This window comes from Aliidiomarina sp., from assembly GCF_022565475.1.
Taxonomy (GTDB): Bacteria; Pseudomonadota; Gammaproteobacteria; order Enterobacterales; family Alteromonadaceae; genus Aliidiomarina.
The window spans coordinates 59943-78763 of record NZ_JAIUMR010000003.1; the positions used below are offsets into that span (position 1 = coordinate 59943).

Sequence of the window (18821 nt, forward strand, 5' to 3'; positions counted from 1 at the left end):
GCACGATCGTTACGAAATTAAGTTGTATTCGTTCTTACACGATGCTCAGTTCACGAACGGTTCTTAGAACAGTATCGTAAAAAGTGTGGCGGTTATCATCCCATAATGAGAAATAAAATTAAACACCCGTTTGAAAAGGCTGTACAAAAGCCTTTACGTCAGGTTCGTTTCACCTTGCTTGTCAGTGCGGGCTTGCTGATTGGTGCTGCATTTGCACTGTCACCGAGCGAGCCTGACACAGCTTCGCTTGCTCCGCATCCTGCCGTCCATTACTTTGACCCGTTTGGCGTGCGACCGGACGGCTCGCTGCCGCATGCAGAAAAGCTCAGCAAGCAGCGTGAACTCTTTATTGACGTTGAGCAAATGCTCTCGCGTCGTGAATTCACGCGAGCACGCGAAACCATGTTACAGCTAACGGACTATCCGCTCTTTCCTTATCTTGAGGCGAACTTACTCGAAAACAACCTTAGTTTACAAAATGAAGGGCCTATTCTTGAATTCCTGCAGGAACATCGGGGGACACCGGCAGAGCGTCAATTGCGCACCGCATGGCTGCAGTATCACGTGCGCCGTAACGACGCCAACCGCTTTCTGCGCGACTATCGGCCGCAATCGTCTGCACAACTGCAGTGCCAGTACCTGCGTTATCGCTATCAAGACGTTCGGGGTAATGACAAGGAATTGGAACGTTTTTGGCAGGAAGTGACCGCACAATGGCTGCATGGTCGGAGTTTGCCGTCTGCTTGTGACTCGGTGTTTGCCAACTGGGCGGCAGCGGGCAACCGAACCGAGCAAGTGGTCTGGCGGCGGATTGGTTTGGCCTTAAATGAGCGCCAAACCTCGTTAGCGCGTTATCTCACGCGCTACATGCCAGAGGATAAGCAAGATCTGACGCTGCTAAAACGTCGCATGCACGCCAATCCTTCGTTAGTTCGGCGCACGCAAGAATTTCAAGACCAAGATTACCGCGAAAAGGAAATTATCCTTGCCGCACTGCAGCGTTATCGCTGGCAAAACCACCGGGCGACCATTCAAGCGTGGGAAACGTATCTTGATAAGTTCCAGCAACATCCCTTCAGCGCCGCTGAACAACAGCAGATGAACGAAGCCATTGCCGTCACGTTAGCGCTGCGCCAAGAGCCAGATGCCTTGGTTTGGTTTAGTAAAGTGGACATGCGCCACGCGGACTCGGCTACGCAGCAATGGTACTTGGCAACCTTACTCAAGCAACAGCGTTATGACCTCATTCATCACTTCGTGATTAATTTACCGGAGGCGCAACGCAGTGCTCCGCAATGGACTTACTGGCATGCGCGGGCATTGGTGCAGCTTGGCTTCAATGACCTTGGCCATGCCAAGCTCGAGCAAGTCGCGGGAGAGCGTAATTATTATGGTTTTTTAGCAAGTGCGCGATTGGCGCTCGTGCCAGATTTAAATCATCAAGAGTTAACCTATGAGCCGGCAGACCTGCAAGCTGTGGCAACACACCCAGCCGCGTTGCGTGCCTATGAATGGCGTCAGCTGGAACAGTTTCTTGATGCGCGCCGTGAATGGAATACGTTACGGACCGACCTCTCTGCCGAACAACAGGTATTGGCCGCCGTGGTCGCCTCGGAGTGGGGCTGGCATGACCAAGCGATCTTCGCGTTTGCGCAAAATGGAGCCCTCAATGATGTTCATCGGCGCTTTCCACTGGCGTATCGGGAACTGCTCAGCGGTGAAGCGGAGCGCGCTGCTGTCGATCTATCGTGGGTGTTTGCCATCGCGCGGCGGGAAAGTTCGTTTCAACCGGATGCAGTTTCGCCCGCTGGCGCACGGGGACTGATGCAGGTCATGCCGGGAACTGCGGAACATCTCACTCGTCGAAGCCCGGGGCCGATGCGCAACACCACGCCACGCTTAGATTCACCAGAAGATAACGTGCGGCTCGGTACACAGTATTTGGCCGAGTTGTTACAACGCACGGATCAGAACTGGATACTAGCTACGGCTGCCTATAATGCTGGGATTAACCGGGTGAATGAATGGTTGCCAGCAGAGCCAATGCCAGCGGACCTATGGGTGGAGCTGATACCGTTTCAAGAAACCCGTGACTATGTCAAAGCTGTGTTGGCCTACCAGCAAATTTATACAATGTTGCTGGGAAATGATGCTAATGTATTAACTCCAGTGGTTCGAATGCAGATTAATGGCAATGGCCGCAGTTAAGATCCGCAATGCTGTCGAACGTGAAATGCCGTACAAACAACAAAAACAGATAGGCTAAGGGCTCGTTTTCCATGCAAATACGCACGATATTGCGGATTTTAGGCATACTTATCGCACTTTTTAGTGTCACCTTGATTCCGCCAGCAGTGCTGGCTTACTTCTACGAAGACGGTGGTGGCTGGGCATTTCTGTTGGCATTCGTGCTGAGCTTGGTCATTGGTATCCTGATTTGGTATGCCAACCGCACCCATAAACGTGAATTAAAAACCCGTGAAGGCTTCGTCATTGTGGTCATGTTCTGGGTGGTGTTAGGGACGGTCGGCGCCATACCGTTTTGGATGCCAGATGAATATACCCTAAGTTTTACTGACGCAATGTTTGAGTCGTTCTCGGCGTTAACAACCACAGGGGCGACCGTACTCACCGGTATCGACGAGTTGCCGCATGCCTATCGTTTTTATCGTCAGCAACTGCAATGGCTAGGGGGCATGGGGATCATTGTACTAGCTGTCGCAATTTTACCCTTGCTGGGCATTGGTGGCATGCAATTATACCGCGCAGAAATTCCTGGTCCGGTCAAAGACTCAAAAATGACGCCCCGCATCGCCGACACGGCGAAGCAGCTTTGGTACATTTATCTTGGCTTAACCATTGCCTGCGCCTTAGCTTATTGGGCCGCGGGGATGACGCCGTTCAATGCCATCGGGCACGCGTTTTCAACCGTTGCCATCGGCGGGTTCTCTACCCATGACGCCAGTATGGGCTATTACGACAACCCCGTGATTCACATGATTTGTGTCTTATTCTTGCTGATTGCAGCGGTAAATTTCGCGCTGCACTTTTCCGCAGTTCCTCGTCTCTACAGTCGCAAAGTTGAAGGCCAACAGCAGTATGAGCTGTACCGTGGCTCCTTGAAAGTGTATTACAAAGACCCAGAGTTTCGTGCGTTAATCGCTATTCAATTTGCCTTAATTACCATCGTTGTTCTCGTGTTACTCAGTCAGCAGTGGTTCGGTCATTGGTCGGATGCGCTGTTCCACGGTATTTTCCAGACCGTTTCAATCGCAACAACGGCCGGTTTTACGACCCAGAACTATGCTACTTGGCCATTGTTCTTGCCTGTCCTTCTTATTTTCGCCAGTTTTATTGGCGGCAGCGCAGGCTCAACCGGTGGTGGTTTAAAAGTGATAAGGGTCTTATTACTTTACCGCCAAGGAATGCGCGAAATTAATCGTCTGATTCATCCGCGTGGAGTATTCACGGTTAAGTGGGGCAATCGTGCCTTGCCGGACCGAGTCGTACAGGCCGTGTGGGGCTTCTTTGCCGCTTATGCGTTGGTGTTTGTCATCATAATGTTGTTGTTTATTGCCACCGGGCTGGATGATTATTCGGCATTTGGCGCGACGGCAGCAACGTTGAACAACTTAGGTCCAGGTTTAGGGGAAGTGGCGGGTAATTTTGCCAGCGTCTCCGACGGCGGCAAGTGGGTGGCGATGTTAGCGATGATTTTTGGCCGCTTAGAAATCTTTACCTTACTGGTCCTCTTTACGCCAGCATTCTGGAAACACTAGGTATACCGAATGGTTAGCCGAATGGCTTAGCGACAGCTTGGTGCGCTAAAAGTACAGCGCGCCCGGTGCGAACAGTCGCTCAATTTCGCTGACATACTTTTTGTCGACCAAGAATAAAATGACATGGTCATCAGACTGAATCAGGGTGTCATCGTGGGCGATGAGCACTTCGCTGCCGCGGACAATCGCACCAATGGTGGTGCCTGGCGGCAGTTTCAGCTCGCCGACTTCACGCCCAACCACTTGCGACGTATTCTCTTCACCGCGCGCTACCGCTTCAATGGCTTCAGCTGCGCCACGGCGTAACGAATAAGCACTGGCGAAATCAGAACGGTGAATATGCTTGAGTAGCGCCGAAATCGTCGCTTGTTGTGGTGATATCGCGATATCGATTTCGCCGCCTTGAACTAAGTCGACATACGCACTGCGCTGAATTAATACCATGGTTTTCTTAGCGCCCATGCGTTTAGCTAACAGTGCCGCCATGATATTGGCTTCATCGTCATTGGTGACGGCTATAAAGAGATCTACGTCTTCAATTCGCTCGTCATTGAGCATTTCTTGGTCGGTGGCATCGCCTTGAAGAACGAGTGTTTTATTGCTGAGTTCGGCACTGAGCTGTTCCGCCCGCGAATGGCTAAGTTCGATCAGCTTAATCTTATGTGTTTCTTCGAGTTGGCGCGCTAAGCCAGCACCAATGTGACCACCGCCCATAATCATAATATTGCGATAGCGTGCTTCCAGAGGCTGCAATTCCTCCATAACGACACGAATATTCTTGCTGTCGGCAACGAAAAACACTTCATCATCGGCTTCGATAATGGTTGAACCCACGGGACGAATCGGGCGGCCTTGGCGAAAAATCGCGGCAACGCGAGTATCTGTGTTTGGAATGTGCTCTTTCAACGTCGCAATGGCGTGGCCGACAAGTTTTCCGCCATACGACGCGCGTACTGCGACCAAACTCACCTTACCCTCCGCAAAATGCACCACTTGCAAGGCGCCCGGATGGTCAATCAGGCGTTTGATATAAGAGGTCACCAATTGTTCCGGTGAAATAATATGGTCGACTGGCATTTGTTCTTTGCGAAACAGTTGATCTTCGTATTTGGTGTATTGCTCTGAACGGACACGGGCGATTTTCAGTGGCGTATTAAAAATAGAGTGGGCGACCTGACAGGCGAGCATGTTGACTTCATCGAGGCTGCTCACCGCAATCAGCATGTCAGCGTCGTCGGCTCCTGCTGATCGTAAGACGTCAGGATGGGCGCCATTACCTTGAATGACACGTAAGTCATGCTTGTCTTGCAGCAGGTCAAGCAATTCGCGATTCTGATCAATAACGGTGACTTCGTTACGTTCGCTGACCAAGCTTTCGGCTAACGTCGCACCCACGCGGCCGGCACCGACAATTATGACTTTTTTCATGCGTCGCTCTTTTTCTCAAGCAGAAAATAATAGAACCCGTCACCGCTTTGTTGGTGTTCGGCACTTACTGCAGGTAATAGCTGCCAACCGTCTGTGGCGCTCTGGATTAGGTCAACGCCACTTAAGTCAGATGAAATCGTTTTACCGACAGCACCGTCAACTGTAGCGAGAAATGCTTGAATTTGCAGCATGTTCTCGTCAGGAAGGATAGAACATGTCGCATAAAGTAAACGCCCACCGGGTTTTAACCGTTGCCATTGCTGTTGCAGAATTGATTTTTGTAGCTCGGTTAAGGTGCTAATGTCGTCGTTGCGGCGCAGCCACTTAATGTCTGGGTGGCGACGGATCACGCCGGTAGCGGAGCAGGGTGCGTCCAGTAAAATGGCGTCAAAGAGCTCACCATCCCACCAGTCTGCTTGACTTGCATCACCGCAGATGACCTCAGCGTTGAGCTGTAGGCGTTGTAAATTTTCGTGCACACGCTGTAATCGGCTCTCGTCAAAGTCGAGTGCAACTACTCGCGCTTGCGGTGCGAGCTCAAGAATGTGAGCCGTTTTTCCACCGGGCGCAGCACAGGCGTCGAGGATCCGTTCGCCATTTTTCGGGGTCAGTATATGTGCAGCGAATTGGGCCGAACGGTCTTGAACTGACACAGCTCCCTCGGTGAAATGAGGCAAAGCAGTGACATCGGTCGAACGCTGCAAAAGTATGGCTGATGGACAGTGCGTGTCGGCGACGGCGTCTAAGCCAGCGCTGTTCAATAGGTCCAAATAATCGTCACGACTGAATTGTTGTGCGTTGACCCGCAACCACAACGGCGGCGCTTGATTGTTCGCAGTACAAATGTCTTGCCAGTGTTCTGGGTATGCGTGTTGTAAGCGTTTGAGCAACCAGCCAGGGTGAGCGAAGGCCAGTGTCGCGGATTTGTCTTGCTCCAAAGCGAGTTGCGTTTCGAGCGCATCCATTTCGCGTTGATAACGACGCAAAACAGCATTGACCATGCCTTTAAGTGCAGGTTGTTTTAATAAACTGGCGGCACTGACACTTTCAGCGATCGCCGCATGCGCCGGCACACGCATGTCACGCAACTGACACAAGCCGACTAATAAGAGGTAGTGCACAACCCGGACTTTGGTTTTTAACGGCTTGTCCAACAAGTGACTTAGCAGCCATTCGTAAACGGGTAATTGACGTAACACTTGATAGGCAATGGCCTGCGCAAAGGCACGCTCACTGCCAACTAACTTCTCGCTGGCCTGCGGTAAGGCCTGAGTTAATGAGCGACCATGTTGCAACACCAGCTGCAATGCTTGTGCAGCGGCAGCGCGAGCCGCTGCAGGACGGGGACTCGCTTGTTTCGGCTCGGACGTCGTTTTTTTGTCAGTCATTGCGTCTGTAATCGCCTTGAATCAGGGTAAGTTGTAACGCGACGAGGTGACTCACGAGGCCGCGGACGGTGTGCTGATTAAACTTGAGCCAACCGCAAACCAGTCACGGCGGGCGTTGAGTACATCCGCTGCAGACATCGCCTTTTTACCGGCCGGCTGCAGTTGCGTCATCACTAAAACACCACCTTGACATTGCACGCTGATCCCATGTTTGTCGGCGGCGACAATGGTACCGTGTGCTGGCGCTGTTGAAGGCGAAGCCTGAACTTCTGCTTGCCACACTTTGAACGGTTGATCTTCATGCCCCGGGACGGTGAAGTAACTGCCCGGCCAAGGATTAAATGCACGCACGCATCGTTCAATAAAGGCGGCGTCTTGCGACCAATCAATTTGACCTTCTTCTTTGCTCAGTTTTTTGGCATAAGTCGCCTTGCTATCTTCTTGTGGCACACCATGAATGTCGCCAGTGTTCAGACTGCGCAAGGCCTCAACTAAAGCCAATGGACCAAGTTTCGCTAGCTTTTCGTAGAGTGATGCAGAGGTGTCGTCGGCTTCGATAGCAAGATAGGACTTTGCAAGCATGGGGCCGGTATCAAGGCCTGCATCCATTTGCATGATGGTGACACCGGTTTCTTGGTCGCCGGCCCAAATTGCGCGCTGAATCGGCGCGGCACCGCGCCAACGTGGTAACAACGAACCGTGGACATTGATACAACCAAGACGCGGTATATCCAGCGCTGCTTGTGGCAGTAACAAACCATAAGCGACTACGACCATGACATCGGCTTGATAGTGACGCAATTGCGCTTGTGCTTCAGCAGTCTTTAACGAGCTTGGTTGCTCGACCGGTACATGATGCGCTAGCGCGAGCGTTTTCACTGCGCTGGCTTGCAGTTTCTTGCCGCGACCGGCAGGCCGATCAGGCTGAGTGTAAACAGCGACCACATTCAGGTCGCTGGTATCGAGCAGTGCCTGTAAGTGCCGCGCTGCAAAATCTGGGGTTCCGGCAAAAATAATCCGCACTGACTGTCCTCTCGGTTGCTACTTAAGCGCCTTGCTTGGCTTCTAAGCGTGCTTCTTTTTCAAGTTTTTTGCGAATCCGGTCACGTTTTAACGGTGATAAATAATCGACAAACAATTTGCCGTTTAAGTGATCGATTTCATGTTGAATACAAATCGCGAGCAAACCATCAGCTTCACGCTCAAAGGTTTCGCCGTTGCTATCGAGAGCGCGAACTTTAATTTGGCTTGCGCGTTCAACTTTGGCATACACGCCAGGAAAGCTTAAACAACCTTCTTCATTTTCGTGAATACCATCGCGTTCGATAATTTCTGGATTAATAAAGACCAGCGGCTCGTTTTGATTCTCACTGCAATCGGCGATGAATAAACGTTTGTGCACATTCACCTGGGTGGCGGCAAGGCCAACGCCCTGAGAGCCGTACATGGTTTCAAACATGTTATCGATCGTTGTGCGCAACGCATCGTCAACCTGTTTAACCGGTTGAGCGATGGTACGTAAACGCTCATCTGGATACTTCAAAATCGTCATAACTGCCATAGTGCTGTGGTTCCGTTCGTACGTGGATCGCTAATTTTACGTGGAAGATCGCTGAAAATACAGTTTTGTCCTTGTTTCAGTTTGAAAACTCCGCAGAATTGTCTTCAACCGCTCCGTGACTATAGGTCAAATATGGGGCTTTTTGCTAAAAAAACAAGGATGACACATGATGAAGGAACAGGCAGAGTGGCCTCTCTCGGTTGCACAGAATAACCAGCCAGCGGACGTTGTCGAAATCGACGCATTAACAGCAGCCAATACCTCGGTGAAAACGATTCGCCAGTGGCTAAGTATTCAACGGGCACCGTCTCGCGTGCGCGAGCAGCTCTGCTGTTTTTGGTCAAACCATGACGACGGCGAGTTAGATCCCTTTGCTCGGTTTCCGCCCGATAATGTGCTTGAGCCTTTGGCTGAGGTGCCGCAAGCCATTATTCGCAACTTAGCTGATGTGAGTGCAAAGGAAGCGGCGCGAACACTCGATTGGCTGGGTCAATGTCCTTCACACCGCATGCTGACGTGGGGCTGTTCAGCTTTTCCTTTCGATGTCACGCTAATTACTCCGCAGCCGATGGTGCTCTTTGCCCGCGGCGATCTGCGCTTGTTGCAGCGACCGTCAATCTCGATTGTTGGCTCGCGTCATGCGAGCCCGAGCGGTATTGAGCTGGCGACAATGTTCAGCCGTGAGTTGGCGCAAATGGGCTGGGTGATTGCTAGTGGTGGTGCGCTGGGTGTGGACGGCGCAGCGCACCGCGCAGCCTTGTCGGTCGCGGGTGCAACCATCGCCGTGCTCGGTAGCGGCATTGACCAGTTGTATCCTGCTCGCAATCGCCAACTACTCACTGAAATCGGCGAAAAAGGATTGATTCTGAGCGAATATGCACCGGGAACGCCGGCGCGGAGTGAACAATTTCCGCTGCGTAATCGTATTATTGCAGGAATAAGTTGCGGCGTGGTGGTCGTCGAAGCAGCTGAACGCAGCGGCTCACTGCATACCGCTCAGTCAGCTTTAGATTGTTTCCGCGAGGTCTACGCGATTCCCGGATCACCGCTGAACCCCTTGGCCGCAGGCCCCAATTTTCTGATTCAACAAGGTGCGCGATTGGTGACGAAACCCGAGGAAATTGACCTCGACTTGCAGGCCAATGTGGAGGCTTACGAAATGATGTTTGGTGAGGGCTGTTGCGGCGATCTCCCGAATATTTCGCGCGCAGCGCATGTTTTCGACGAGAATGCATGCGAAAATGCGCTTGAACACTTGGCAAATGCCCCCATATTAGCTAGTGTGGGATTTGAAACCACCTCGATTGACGCTATCATAAGTCACTCAGGAATGACGGTTTCAGAAGTAATGCACCAGCTCATCAGTCTCGAGTTGGATGGATGGATTAAGACAGTACCTGGCGGTTACGTCAGGGTGAGGAGGTAATGAAGATGTTTGATATCCTCATGTACTTGTTTGAGAACTACGTCCATTCTGAAATGGAAGTGGTGGTTGACCACGATGAACTGACTGACGAGCTTACCCGTGCAGGTTTCCACGAACAGGAAATCGGGAAAGCGCTCGCTTGGTTAGAGCGTCTGGCCGATCTACAGGACAGTCAGGACCATCCGTATATAAATCAAGCGGCGCCTGTGGCGTCGTTCCGAGCCTACACTGCGGAAGAGCAGGCTCGGCTTGATGTGCAGTGTCGAGGGTTCTTGCTGTACTTAGAGCAAATTGGCGTGCTGGATTTCGCGACTCGCGAAATGGTGATCGACCGTGTGATGGAACTTGATACCCCGCAATTCATGTTGGAAGACTTGAAGTGGGTGATTTTAATGGTTCTGTTTAACGTGCCGGGTCACGAAGACGCCTACAGCCAGATGGAAGACCTGTTGTTTGAAGAGCCAGAGGGTTTGTTACACTAGTCTTCTGACGGTGAAACCATTTGCCGATAACGCAGAGGCCCTATGACTCCAACACATCTATTTGACGCGCCGGATCGTAAAAACGAGCGCGACGAGCCTTGTCCGCTGTGTGGAAATGTAGTGCGACTGAAGCACACCGGACATCACTCCTTTTGGGGATGCAGTCAGTATCCTGCTTGTGACTATACCCAATCGCTGCATGAGTCCGGCGATTTCGACCCGCAACCTTTGCCGGAGCAGTGCCCAGAGTGCAATGCCGGATTACTCTTAAAGAAAGGCCGTTACGGCTTTTTTATTGGCTGTAGCGGCTTCCCTGAATGTCACTTTATGCTCGACCCTACGGCAGTGAAAGAAACTACTGCAACGATTGCGTGCCCAGAGTGTAAGAAAGGACATTTGCAACAGCGAGCAAATAAGTACGGCAAGCAGTTTTATGCCTGTAACCGTTACCCGAAATGCAAATATGCCGTCAATGACGAGCCAGTCGCACAAAGCTGTCCTGAATGCGGGTGGGGTGTGCTGGTTAAACGCGATTCGGCCGCCGGCGTTCGTTTACGTTGCCCGCAAAAGCAGTGCGGTTACAAATCTGAGCCGTTATAATAACGCTCGTTAGCTGGCGCGAAAGGATGCGGTAAGGAACCAGCACTGTCATCGTGAATTATTCAGGAGTCCGCATGTCGTTTCCAATTTCTGATCCAACACAAGACAACTTCGCGGCAGCAAAAGCAGCGCTTGCGAACCACGGTTTAATTGCCTATCCAACCGAAGCTGTGTTCGGTTTAGGTTGTGCGCCGTACGATGAGATTGCCGTGCGAAAACTCCTTGCATTAAAGCAGCGACCGGAAACGAAAGGCCTCATTCTGATCGCTGCCGACTATAGCCAATTGCTCGACTATGTTGATGACAGTAAAATCCCCCAAGATAAACGTTTTCAGGTGTTCTCTCATTGGCCTGGGCCAGTGACCCTGGTGTTACCGGCAAAAGCCAATGTGCCAGGCTTTTTACGTGGTGAGTTTGATACCATTGCCGTGCGTGTAACCGCATTTGAACCGGTGCGTGCATTGTGTCGCGCCCTCGGTACACCGCTGGTGTCGACCAGTGCCAATTACGCTGGCAAGCCGCCACTGCGCAGTGCCGAAGCGGTCGCTGCTGAACTTGGCCATGAATTAGACTGGATTATGGCCGGTGAAACTGGCGGTCGGACAGAACCGTCGCAAATTATTAACCCCCTGACAGGAGCCACGTTACGATGAGCCAAGCCGATCCGCAGCAAGCCAACCCGCAAAACCAGTATTTAGAACGAGTAAAGCGCTATTTGCAGAGCTTGCAAGACTCGATTTGTGCGGAGCTTGAAGTGGTTGATGGCCAACAGCGCTTTGTCGAAGACAGTTGGCAGCGTGAAGAAGGGGGTGGCGGTCGCTCGCGAGTTCTAAAGAACGGTGCAGTGATTGAACAAGGTGGTGTCAATTACTCCCATGTATTTGGCGCATCGATGCCGGCGTCGGCGACCGCACACCGACCTGAATTAGCCGGCCGCAGCTTCAATGCTTGCGGCGTGTCGTTGGTGATTCATCCGCATAACCCTTACATACCGACGTCGCACGCTAATGTTCGCTTCTTTATCGCTGAAAAGCCGGGAGAAGAGCCTGTATGGTGGTTCGGTGGCGGGTTTGATCTCACGCCTTTCTATCCATTTGACGAGGACGTTAAACATTGGCATGAAACGGCGAAGGCGGCGTGTGACCCATTTGGCTCAGCGTATTACAACGATTATAAAGCATGGTGTGATCAGTATTTCTTCTTACCGCATCGACAAGAAACGCGCGGTGTCGGTGGCTTGTTCTTTGATGATTTGAATCGCAACCCGAACGGCGAGCTCGATTTCGAGCATGCTTTTGGGCTGATGCGTTCGGTTGGTGACCATTTTACCAAAGCCTATGTGCCGATTATGCAACGACGCAAAGACACGCCGTTTGGCGAGCGCGAGCGCCAGTTCCAGTTATACCGTCGTGGGCGCTATGTGGAATTCAACTTAGTCTATGACCGTGGCACGTTGTTCGGTCTGCAAACCGGTGGTCGCACCGAGTCGATTCTCATGTCGATGCCACCGCTGGCGCGCTGGGAGTATATGTACCAAGCTGAGGCAGATAGTCGTGAGGCAGCATTACAAGACTACCTGAAGCCACGGAATTGGTTGAATTTACCTTAGTCATGCAGCGGCAGCGCGCAGCTCTGCAAGGGTAGAGTCGCGTGCTCAGCACAGTGTCTGCACAGTAGTTAATCGTGTTGGGCACAGACATTGGTCGTGTTGCGCCGGCCATCGCTTGTTTCTTGTTCGATTTCGGACTAAGCTGAGTCCGCATAAAAAATAATCGATACAGGAACTTACCATGCCTAGTTTACTCATTCTCGTGGTCATTGTTGTTGCCGCAATCTTTATTATTCGTCGTTTAGCGGCCAACAAATCACAACAGCAAGCGAATCAATCTGAACGCAAGCCGTCCAGTAGTGTCTCGGAGCAATCCTCAGTTTCGGCATCCTCGAAGTCCGATAGCTCAAGTGAACCCGTGAGCACAAAGCCAACATCCACGAGCGACGAAACGCCAAGCAAAGAAAAAGAGGTGATTTCGAAGGACGTTGATCCGGTGATTGATAGCGGCGACAAATCACAGCCGTCACCACTCGGGGCGGAAGTTCCTGATGAGATAAAAGAGCCATTATTGGCCTTGGACGACGAGAAGGACCCACTTACACGTCACCGCCTTTACCAACAAATCACTGAAACGAGTTATCGCAATCGAGCAGATGACGGTTGGCGGACCATTTGTAAAACCTTTTCTGCGCGTCACATTGACGAATTTGAACAGATCAAAAAGCCGTTAGCCGAGAGTAACGGCGGGTCTTTGCCGCAAGTGCTGACTTTCCAAAATTATGCGACCTTATTGGTTGAAGATGGGCATTACGACAAAGCCATCAATGTCTGTGAACAGGCACTTGGTTTTGGCCTCGACGATAAAACCAAGACCGGTTTTGCTGGCCGCATCGAGCGGATTCAGAAGCAAAAAGCTAAAGACGCGTCTTAGTTATTGATTGATCATGTGGTGCGCCAGGCGTGTAAAACGCTGGCGCAATTCATGTTTTAATTGTTTATCTTGCACTTGCTCTTCCAGGGTTTGGTACATGCAATGCAGCCATTGGTTACGCATCCTTTCATTGATACTGAATGGCAGATGGCGAGCCCGCAACATGGGATGACCATACTTTTCCACATACAACTGCGGCCCTTCAAACCAACCACTTAAAAATTCAAAAAACTTCACGCGAATGCTATCCAAAGGCAGTGGATGCATGGCATAAAGTTCCTTCGCCGCTGGATCTGTGCTCATAATGTCATAAAATCGATCCGCCATGGCACGCACACTATCTTCGCCACCTAAACGCTGGTAAAGGGTTTGCGGTTCTGTGTGGACATTGCGTAAACGATGAAGGAATGTTGGTATTTTCATGAAACTCGCTGTTTTTGGTTATCCGATAGAGCATAGCTTGTCCCCGCAAATTCATACTGCCTTTGCTGCGCAGTTTGGGCGGCGGCTCGAATATCAGCGCATTTTAGCAGCTCCAGAGCAATTTTCGCAGCGTTTGGCGGAATTTGTCGCAAGCGGCGGCGTCGGTGCGAATGTCACCGTGCCGTTAAAAGAGCAAGTCCTTTCATTCTGCACCACACTGAGTGAACGAGCAGAGCAAGCCGGTGCAGTGAATACCTTAATTTTACGCGAAGGTCGTTGGCTTGGGGATAACACCGACGGCCTTGGTCTGGTGCGTGATCTACTGCGTCTTGGCGTGAAGCTGGCCGGTGCACGAATTTTAATTATCGGCGCTGGTGGCGCTGTACGTGGCGTTCTTGGACCCCTGTTGGCAGCGCAGGCGCAGGTCATTCATGTTGTCAATCGCACCGTGGCGAGAGCGCAGCAGCTTGCTGATGAATTCGCTGGCGTTACCGCCGGTGACTATGACAGCGCGCTTCAAGATGAACCCTGGGACTTAATTATTCACGCCTCAGCGGCAAGTCTATACGGTGAGCTGCCGCCGTTGAGTGAAAAAATATTGCATGGCGCGCCGTTTTGTTATGACATGGTGTATGGCGCGCAGCCGACGGTATTTTTACAGTGGGCACAGCAGTCTGGCTGCAAAGTCGCCGATGGGCTAGGGATGCTTGTCGAGCAAGCCGCCTTGAGTTATCAAGCGTGGACTGGCGAGCAGCCACAAACTGAGTTGGTGTTAAACGAACTGCGTCGACAACTCGAAACAGGATAAACATATGACCGTACCACAAGGTTTGATTTTAGGGATTTTGCTGCTCACCTTGGTGTTCTTTATCTGGGGTCGATGGCGTCATGATATTGTTGCGCTGGGCGCACTATTGGCCTGTGTGATCGCTGGTTTAGTGCCAAGTGCCGAAGCATTTTATGGCTTTGGTCATCCTGCAGTGATCACTGTGGCCTGTGTCCTTGTGCTCAGTGCCTCGTTGCAAATTACCGGAGCGATTGATGTTGTCGCGCATAAGTTCACGCCAAGCTCCGGAGGCGCCGTAACTACCATCGCGGCATTGACTGCGCTCGCTACGGTCTTGTCCGCGTTCATGAATAATGTCGGTGCGATGGCGCTATTAATGCCGATCGCGATTCAGTTGGGGTCAAAGCTAGGAATACCGCCTGGGCGGGTGCTTATGCCGGTGGCCTTTGGCTCTATCCTCGGCGGCATGACAACCCTGATCGGCACGCCACCCAACCTGATCGTTTCCGGCTATCGCGCTGAATCATTGGGCGCCGGCTATCAAATGTTTGATTTTGCCCCTGTGGGTGTTTTAGTTGCGGTTGCGGGGGTGATTTTTCTCGCCATCGGCGGCTGGCGTCTGGTTCCAAAGCGCGAACGTGCTGATGCGGGGAACTTCGATACGGGTAAGTATTTAACTGAAGTCCGTGTGTCTGAAGACGGAAAAGCGGCAGGTATGTTGCTGCGTGAACTCGATGCGAAGTTACAGGAAAGTGACGCCGAAATTATCGGTTTAGTGCGTGACAAGGTGAAAGTGGTTCACCCTTACGGCTATCAGCGTGTCTCGAAAGGTGACTTACTCGTGATCAAGGCTGAGCCGGAAAGCTTGAGCCAAGCGATTAGTGTATTGGGACTGCGCTTGGTGGATAACGTTAAACCGCCGAGTGCGGACGACGAGGAAGAGGACGAGAGCGAAAAAAGCGAACTACGCATGGTCGACGAGGAATTTGATTTGCCACCGCCATGGGTAGATCGTCGGGTCACCGCCTATGGCGACTATACTTTGCGCGGCGGACTCACCAGCTCGGCGCAAGCCGATGCCGTGCCGCGCGCATCGGATGACTCGGAAGTGGTCTTGGTTGAGATGGTTGTCATGCCGGATTCAGCGTTGATCAATAATACCGCCGCTGAACTGCGCTTGCGCAGTCGATTAGGTTTGAATCTTTTGGCGATCTCCTTTGAAGGTAGTCAAACCGTTAAACGCTTGCGCCAAACCAAGATTCAGTCGGGCAGTGTGTTATTAATGCAAGGAACTGCCGAAGCACTCTCGCAATTTGCGAATAATTACAGCTGTGTACCGCTTGCTGAGCGCACGGTACGCGTACCCAGCAAGAAACGAGCGGCATTCGCTTCGATTATTATGGTCGCTGCGGTTGCCTTGGCCGCCACAGGCATTACTTCGGCCGCTGTCGCCTTTGCGTCAGGGATGTTTGCAGTTATGGCATTACGCGTGATTCCGTTGCGACAAGTGTATGAAAATATCGACTGGTCAGTCGTGGTGCTGTTGGCGGCATTAATTCCGATTGCTTTGGCGATGGAAACCACGGGAGCCGCCGACCTGATTGTGGAGTCAGCGTTGGTTCTCCTGCGCGATAGCAGTCCGCCAGTTATCCTTGGCTTTATCTTAATTGTGACGACGCTACTAACGAGCATCATGAATAATGCGGCGACCGCTGCGGTGATGTGTCCAATAGCGGTGAGTGTTTCGAATCAGTTGAACTTGAATCCGGATGCGTTTTTGATGGCGGTTGCCGTGGGTGCTTCATGTGCGTTCTTGACACCGATTGCACATCAGAATAACACGCTCATTCTCGGCCCCGGCGGATTTAAATTTGGGGATTACTGGCAAATGGGGCTACCATTGCAGCTTATTGTTTTAGCGGTCAGTATTCCAGCATTGTTATTTTTCTGGCCCTTGTAACCAGCCCTTCAACCTTTACTGCGAGTACGGACTACTCGCGTGTGTTGATGGAAATCTATCGGGAAGATTATGAAAAAGAATATTGTTATTGTTGTCATTATCCTTGCAATTACTGGCTATATCGCCGGTATCCTGACGACGAAAAAGCTCGCCGAAGAACAATTACCTCGGCTCATCGAGGAGTTCTCGGAATATCATGAATTTGAAGTCAATGTGGAATGGTTAGCGCAAGGTTGGCGTTCGGGCAAGGTTCGCATTAGCGGTAATGCGGAGCTGGACAACAGTACTCGTATTCTTTTTAGCGAAAACGTCGACTTGACCTATGGCTTCCTGAGCGCGCGGTGGATAGGCCAAGGTGAAAGCCGTATTGATGCGCTATTGGCTGAAGGCATGACGCCTTATACCTACAGCTCGCAGGGACGGGTATCCCGTGGTGGCTTATTTTTAGACTACCAAGGTGACGCCTACAATCAGGTTTGGAACGACTGGAGTCTTGAGCTTGGCGTTGTCCATGCGCAACTTGCGATGGTCGGCTCGAAAATCCTCATGGACTGGCAGGTGTCCCATGCATTCTATGGCTTGGGTGAAAACGAAGGCGTCGCTGCACGCGACGTCAAAGTGCACTGGGGTACGCAGACGCGCAATGGCGTGGCGGAAGTTGTTGATCTGCGCAGCCATGTTGGCCAATTCGGCATGACCTTTGGCCAAGATGCAGAGAGCTTTAATTGGCATGGTGAAGACATCGGATATAGCTTCTTTATGGATGCGACCCGTGAAGATGCGTCGATATATGGCTCCTCAAACGCGAACTTCATTTGGTCTGACAGTCCGACGACGGTGACCGTTGATTGGCGGTTGAATGGCGTCAAGTCTGCCGATGTACTCGTACTGCAGCGCTTTTTAATTGACCGCGATTTTAGTGAACTCGACGATGAAGCGTGGGCGAATTTGGCGGCGTTCGTTTCCGTCGATCCTGAGCTTGTGGTCGAGCGCTTTGTCGGCGAAAGTGAGCAACTTGGCAAGCTTGAACTGCACGGTTCAATGACATTCTTAACGGAGCGCTGGGCGGAGATGATGGACTCGTTAGACAACCATCGAAATGTACCTTTCAATGCCACGTTAGGACTGATGAACCTTGATGTAACTGTGACTGAGCTACCAGCGATGGGACAGATGTTGTTGTTAGCACTGCCTGAGGACGCGCAGTCCATGCCGTTAAGAATTATCTTAAAAGACGGTGAATTCAGCGCGAATGGCCATCCGGTCGATTAGAACCGATAGAACTTGAGCAGAGCAAGCCCCGCAGCAGTTGTGCGGGGCTTGCTCGTTTTCGGCTGCACAAATATAGGTTAGTTCGCCAGCGACAGTACTCTCGCCACCAGTTTATCGATGCCACTCGCCGCTTCACTTAAAGAGCTGGCCAGCATGTACGCCGGTGTCGTGACTACGCGATGTCGTTCATCAACGACAATCTTATCGACAGGACATGAGATGTGTTTTGCACCCAGTTTCTCAAGGGCAGCAGCGGTATCGGCGTCGGTACCTATGGTCAGTTCAATACCTTGGCCATACACGAAGGGAAGTAAGCTGGGTGCGATGCACATGTATCCGGCGGGCTTTTGTGCGCGAACAAAGGCTTTGCAAAAAGCGACGACCTCGTCATCCGCAACCGCATCGGCGCCGTTGATAGCAAAGTCAGAGAAATTCTTCGCTGCACCAAAACCGCCGGGGACAATTAACGCATCAAACTCGTCGACGTGTAACGCACTGAGCGGTTTGACGTTACCGCGTGCTAAGCGTGCAGCTTCGGTGAGCACATTACGCGCTTCTGCAACGGGTTGTTGAACCTGATGATCGATCACATGAAACTGATTTTTGTCTGGCGCGAAACATTGGTAACTGGCACCGTTGCGTTCAATGGCAAGTAACGTAATGACAGTTTCATAAATTTCGCTGCCGTCAAAAACACCACAACCACTTAATAACACAGCGATTTTTTTCATGGCCATAATCCTCCATTATTTTCGTTCATAAGAACCGAATTTTTCAGATCAAAAAATGTTAAAAAAGATCGAATTTTGATCTGGTATTGGCGAATGATTGTGCTAATCTGTCAAACCTGTTGAGAGATTGCGTACAAAAATTATTCGTTGCGCCGAAGTTTTCACGACTTCTATACACTAAAACGTACTTTAAACTATCTCTGGTTGAAGTTCGACTAAAGCAATTTCCACAGGTGGCAATTACGCCAAAAAGAATAAGTATATGCGGTCTGGGTTGCTGTTTAATCCCTGTAAAATCAAACGCTTATTAAATCTTGATGCTGTAGTCTGATAGTTTGGACTCACGGCAGAATTGATCGTTCTTCACAGAGTTATCCACAGGTTGTTAGCAAGAAGCAGAGGAACCGTACACAGGCTCGTCGCTTGCAGTTCAATCGTTTCCATCATGCTCGCGCCAAACGGCGAAAAATAGTCTAGCTCATTAGCCAGAAAGCCAAGTCT

Annotated in this window: 17 protein-coding genes; 11 read left to right on the forward strand and 6 right to left on the reverse strand. The window is 51.3% G+C overall.

All coding sequences use genetic code 11. The features are described from left to right. The first annotated feature begins 105 nt into the window (after window positions 1-105). Together LAT77_RS03640 and LAT77_RS03645 are read left to right on the forward strand one after the other, a co-directional pair. Entirely contained in the window at window positions 106-2208 is a 2103-nt protein-coding gene (locus LAT77_RS03640; RefSeq protein ID WP_290563189.1) for a transglycosylase SLT domain-containing protein, read from the forward strand. A gap of 71 nt (window positions 2209-2279) precedes the next feature. Then, window positions 2280-3779, forward strand: coding sequence for a TrkH family potassium uptake protein (locus LAT77_RS03645; RefSeq protein WP_290563190.1), 1500 nt, complete (start codon window positions 2280-2282; stop codon window positions 3777-3779). A 45-nt stretch (window positions 3780-3824) separates the two neighbouring features. Here LAT77_RS03645 and trkA read toward each other — a convergent pair whose 3' ends face one another. Genes trkA through def form a run of 4 tightly spaced genes read right to left on the reverse strand, consistent with a single transcriptional unit; the run spans window position 3825 to window position 8156 of the window. Next, window positions 3825-5207 carry a Trk system potassium transporter TrkA gene (gene trkA, locus LAT77_RS03650; protein WP_290563191.1) on the reverse strand — a complete coding sequence of 461 codons (1383 nt, stop codon included), beginning with the start codon at window positions 5205-5207 and terminating at the stop codon, window positions 3825-3827. Continuing rightward, window positions 5204-6595, reverse strand: a complete 1392-nt coding sequence (gene rsmB, locus LAT77_RS03655; protein WP_290563192.1) for a 16S rRNA (cytosine(967)-C(5))-methyltransferase RsmB — start codon at window positions 6593-6595, stop codon at window positions 5204-5206. The genes trkA and rsmB overlap by 4 nt, the downstream gene beginning before the upstream one ends. Before the next feature lie 51 nt (window positions 6596-6646). Beyond that, window positions 6647-7618, reverse strand: a complete 972-nt coding sequence (gene fmt, locus LAT77_RS03660; protein ID WP_290563193.1) for a methionyl-tRNA formyltransferase — start codon at window positions 7616-7618, stop codon at window positions 6647-6649. A 22-nt stretch (window positions 7619-7640) separates the two neighbouring features. Further along, window positions 7641-8156, reverse strand: a complete 516-nt coding sequence (gene def, locus LAT77_RS03665; protein WP_290563194.1) for a peptide deformylase — start codon at window positions 8154-8156, stop codon at window positions 7641-7643. 166 nt (window positions 8157-8322) lie between these two features. On the opposite strand from def, the gene dprA reads away from it, so the two are divergent. The 6 genes from dprA (at window position 8323) to LAT77_RS03695 (ending at window position 13147) form a co-directional block, all read left to right on the forward strand. Then, window positions 8323-9582, forward strand: coding sequence for a DNA-processing protein DprA (gene dprA / locus LAT77_RS03670; protein ID WP_290563195.1), 1260 nt, complete (start codon window positions 8323-8325; stop codon window positions 9580-9582). Between the two features lie 5 nt (window positions 9583-9587). Beyond that, on the forward strand, window positions 9588-10064 hold the full coding sequence (locus LAT77_RS03675; RefSeq protein ID WP_290563401.1) for a DUF494 family protein: 477 nt from the start codon (window positions 9588-9590) through the stop codon (window positions 10062-10064). A 42-nt stretch (window positions 10065-10106) separates the two neighbouring features. Beyond that, a complete protein-coding gene (locus LAT77_RS03680) occupies window positions 10107-10664 on the forward strand; it encodes a type I DNA topoisomerase (RefSeq protein ID WP_290563196.1) in 558 nt (185 codons plus the stop codon). A gap of 74 nt (window positions 10665-10738) precedes the next feature. Continuing rightward, window positions 10739-11317: an L-threonylcarbamoyladenylate synthase gene (locus LAT77_RS03685; protein WP_290563197.1), complete on the forward strand. Its 579-nt coding sequence runs from the start codon at window positions 10739-10741 to the stop codon at window positions 11315-11317. Next, entirely contained in the window at window positions 11314-12273 is a 960-nt protein-coding gene (hemF, locus tag LAT77_RS03690; protein WP_290563198.1) for an oxygen-dependent coproporphyrinogen oxidase, read from the forward strand. The genes LAT77_RS03685 and hemF overlap by 4 nt, the downstream gene beginning before the upstream one ends. Before the next feature lie 181 nt (window positions 12274-12454). Beyond that, the gene (locus tag LAT77_RS03695; protein WP_290563199.1) at window positions 12455-13147 is read left to right on the forward strand and encodes a hypothetical protein; all 693 of its coding nucleotides are present in this window, start codon (window positions 12455-12457) and stop codon (window positions 13145-13147) included. On the opposite strand, the gene LAT77_RS03700 is transcribed toward LAT77_RS03695, so the two are convergent. Continuing rightward, the gene (locus LAT77_RS03700) at window positions 13148-13570 is read right to left on the reverse strand and encodes a group II truncated hemoglobin (RefSeq protein ID WP_290563200.1); all 423 of its coding nucleotides are present in this window, start codon (window positions 13568-13570) and stop codon (window positions 13148-13150) included. On the opposite strand from LAT77_RS03700, the gene aroE reads away from it, so the two are divergent. The 3 genes from aroE (at window position 13569) to LAT77_RS03715 (ending at window position 17589) form a co-directional block, all read left to right on the forward strand. Next, complete coding sequence (gene aroE / locus LAT77_RS03705) at window positions 13569-14378, forward strand: shikimate dehydrogenase (protein ID WP_290563201.1); 810 nt, start codon at window positions 13569-13571, stop codon at window positions 14376-14378. The genes LAT77_RS03700 and aroE overlap by 2 nt on opposite strands. 4 nt (window positions 14379-14382) lie before the next feature. Next, window positions 14383-16317 carry an SLC13 family permease gene (locus LAT77_RS03710; protein WP_290563202.1) on the forward strand — a complete coding sequence of 645 codons (1935 nt, stop codon included), beginning with the start codon at window positions 14383-14385 and terminating at the stop codon, window positions 16315-16317. A 69-nt stretch (window positions 16318-16386) separates the two neighbouring features. Then, complete coding sequence (locus LAT77_RS03715; RefSeq protein WP_290563203.1) at window positions 16387-17589, forward strand: hypothetical protein; 1203 nt, start codon at window positions 16387-16389, stop codon at window positions 17587-17589. Between the two features lie 77 nt (window positions 17590-17666). Here LAT77_RS03715 and elbB read toward each other — a convergent pair whose 3' ends face one another. Continuing rightward, entirely contained in the window at window positions 17667-18320 is a 654-nt protein-coding gene (gene elbB / locus LAT77_RS03720) for an isoprenoid biosynthesis glyoxalase ElbB (RefSeq protein WP_290563204.1), read from the reverse strand. Window positions 18321-18821 lie beyond the last annotated feature (501 nt).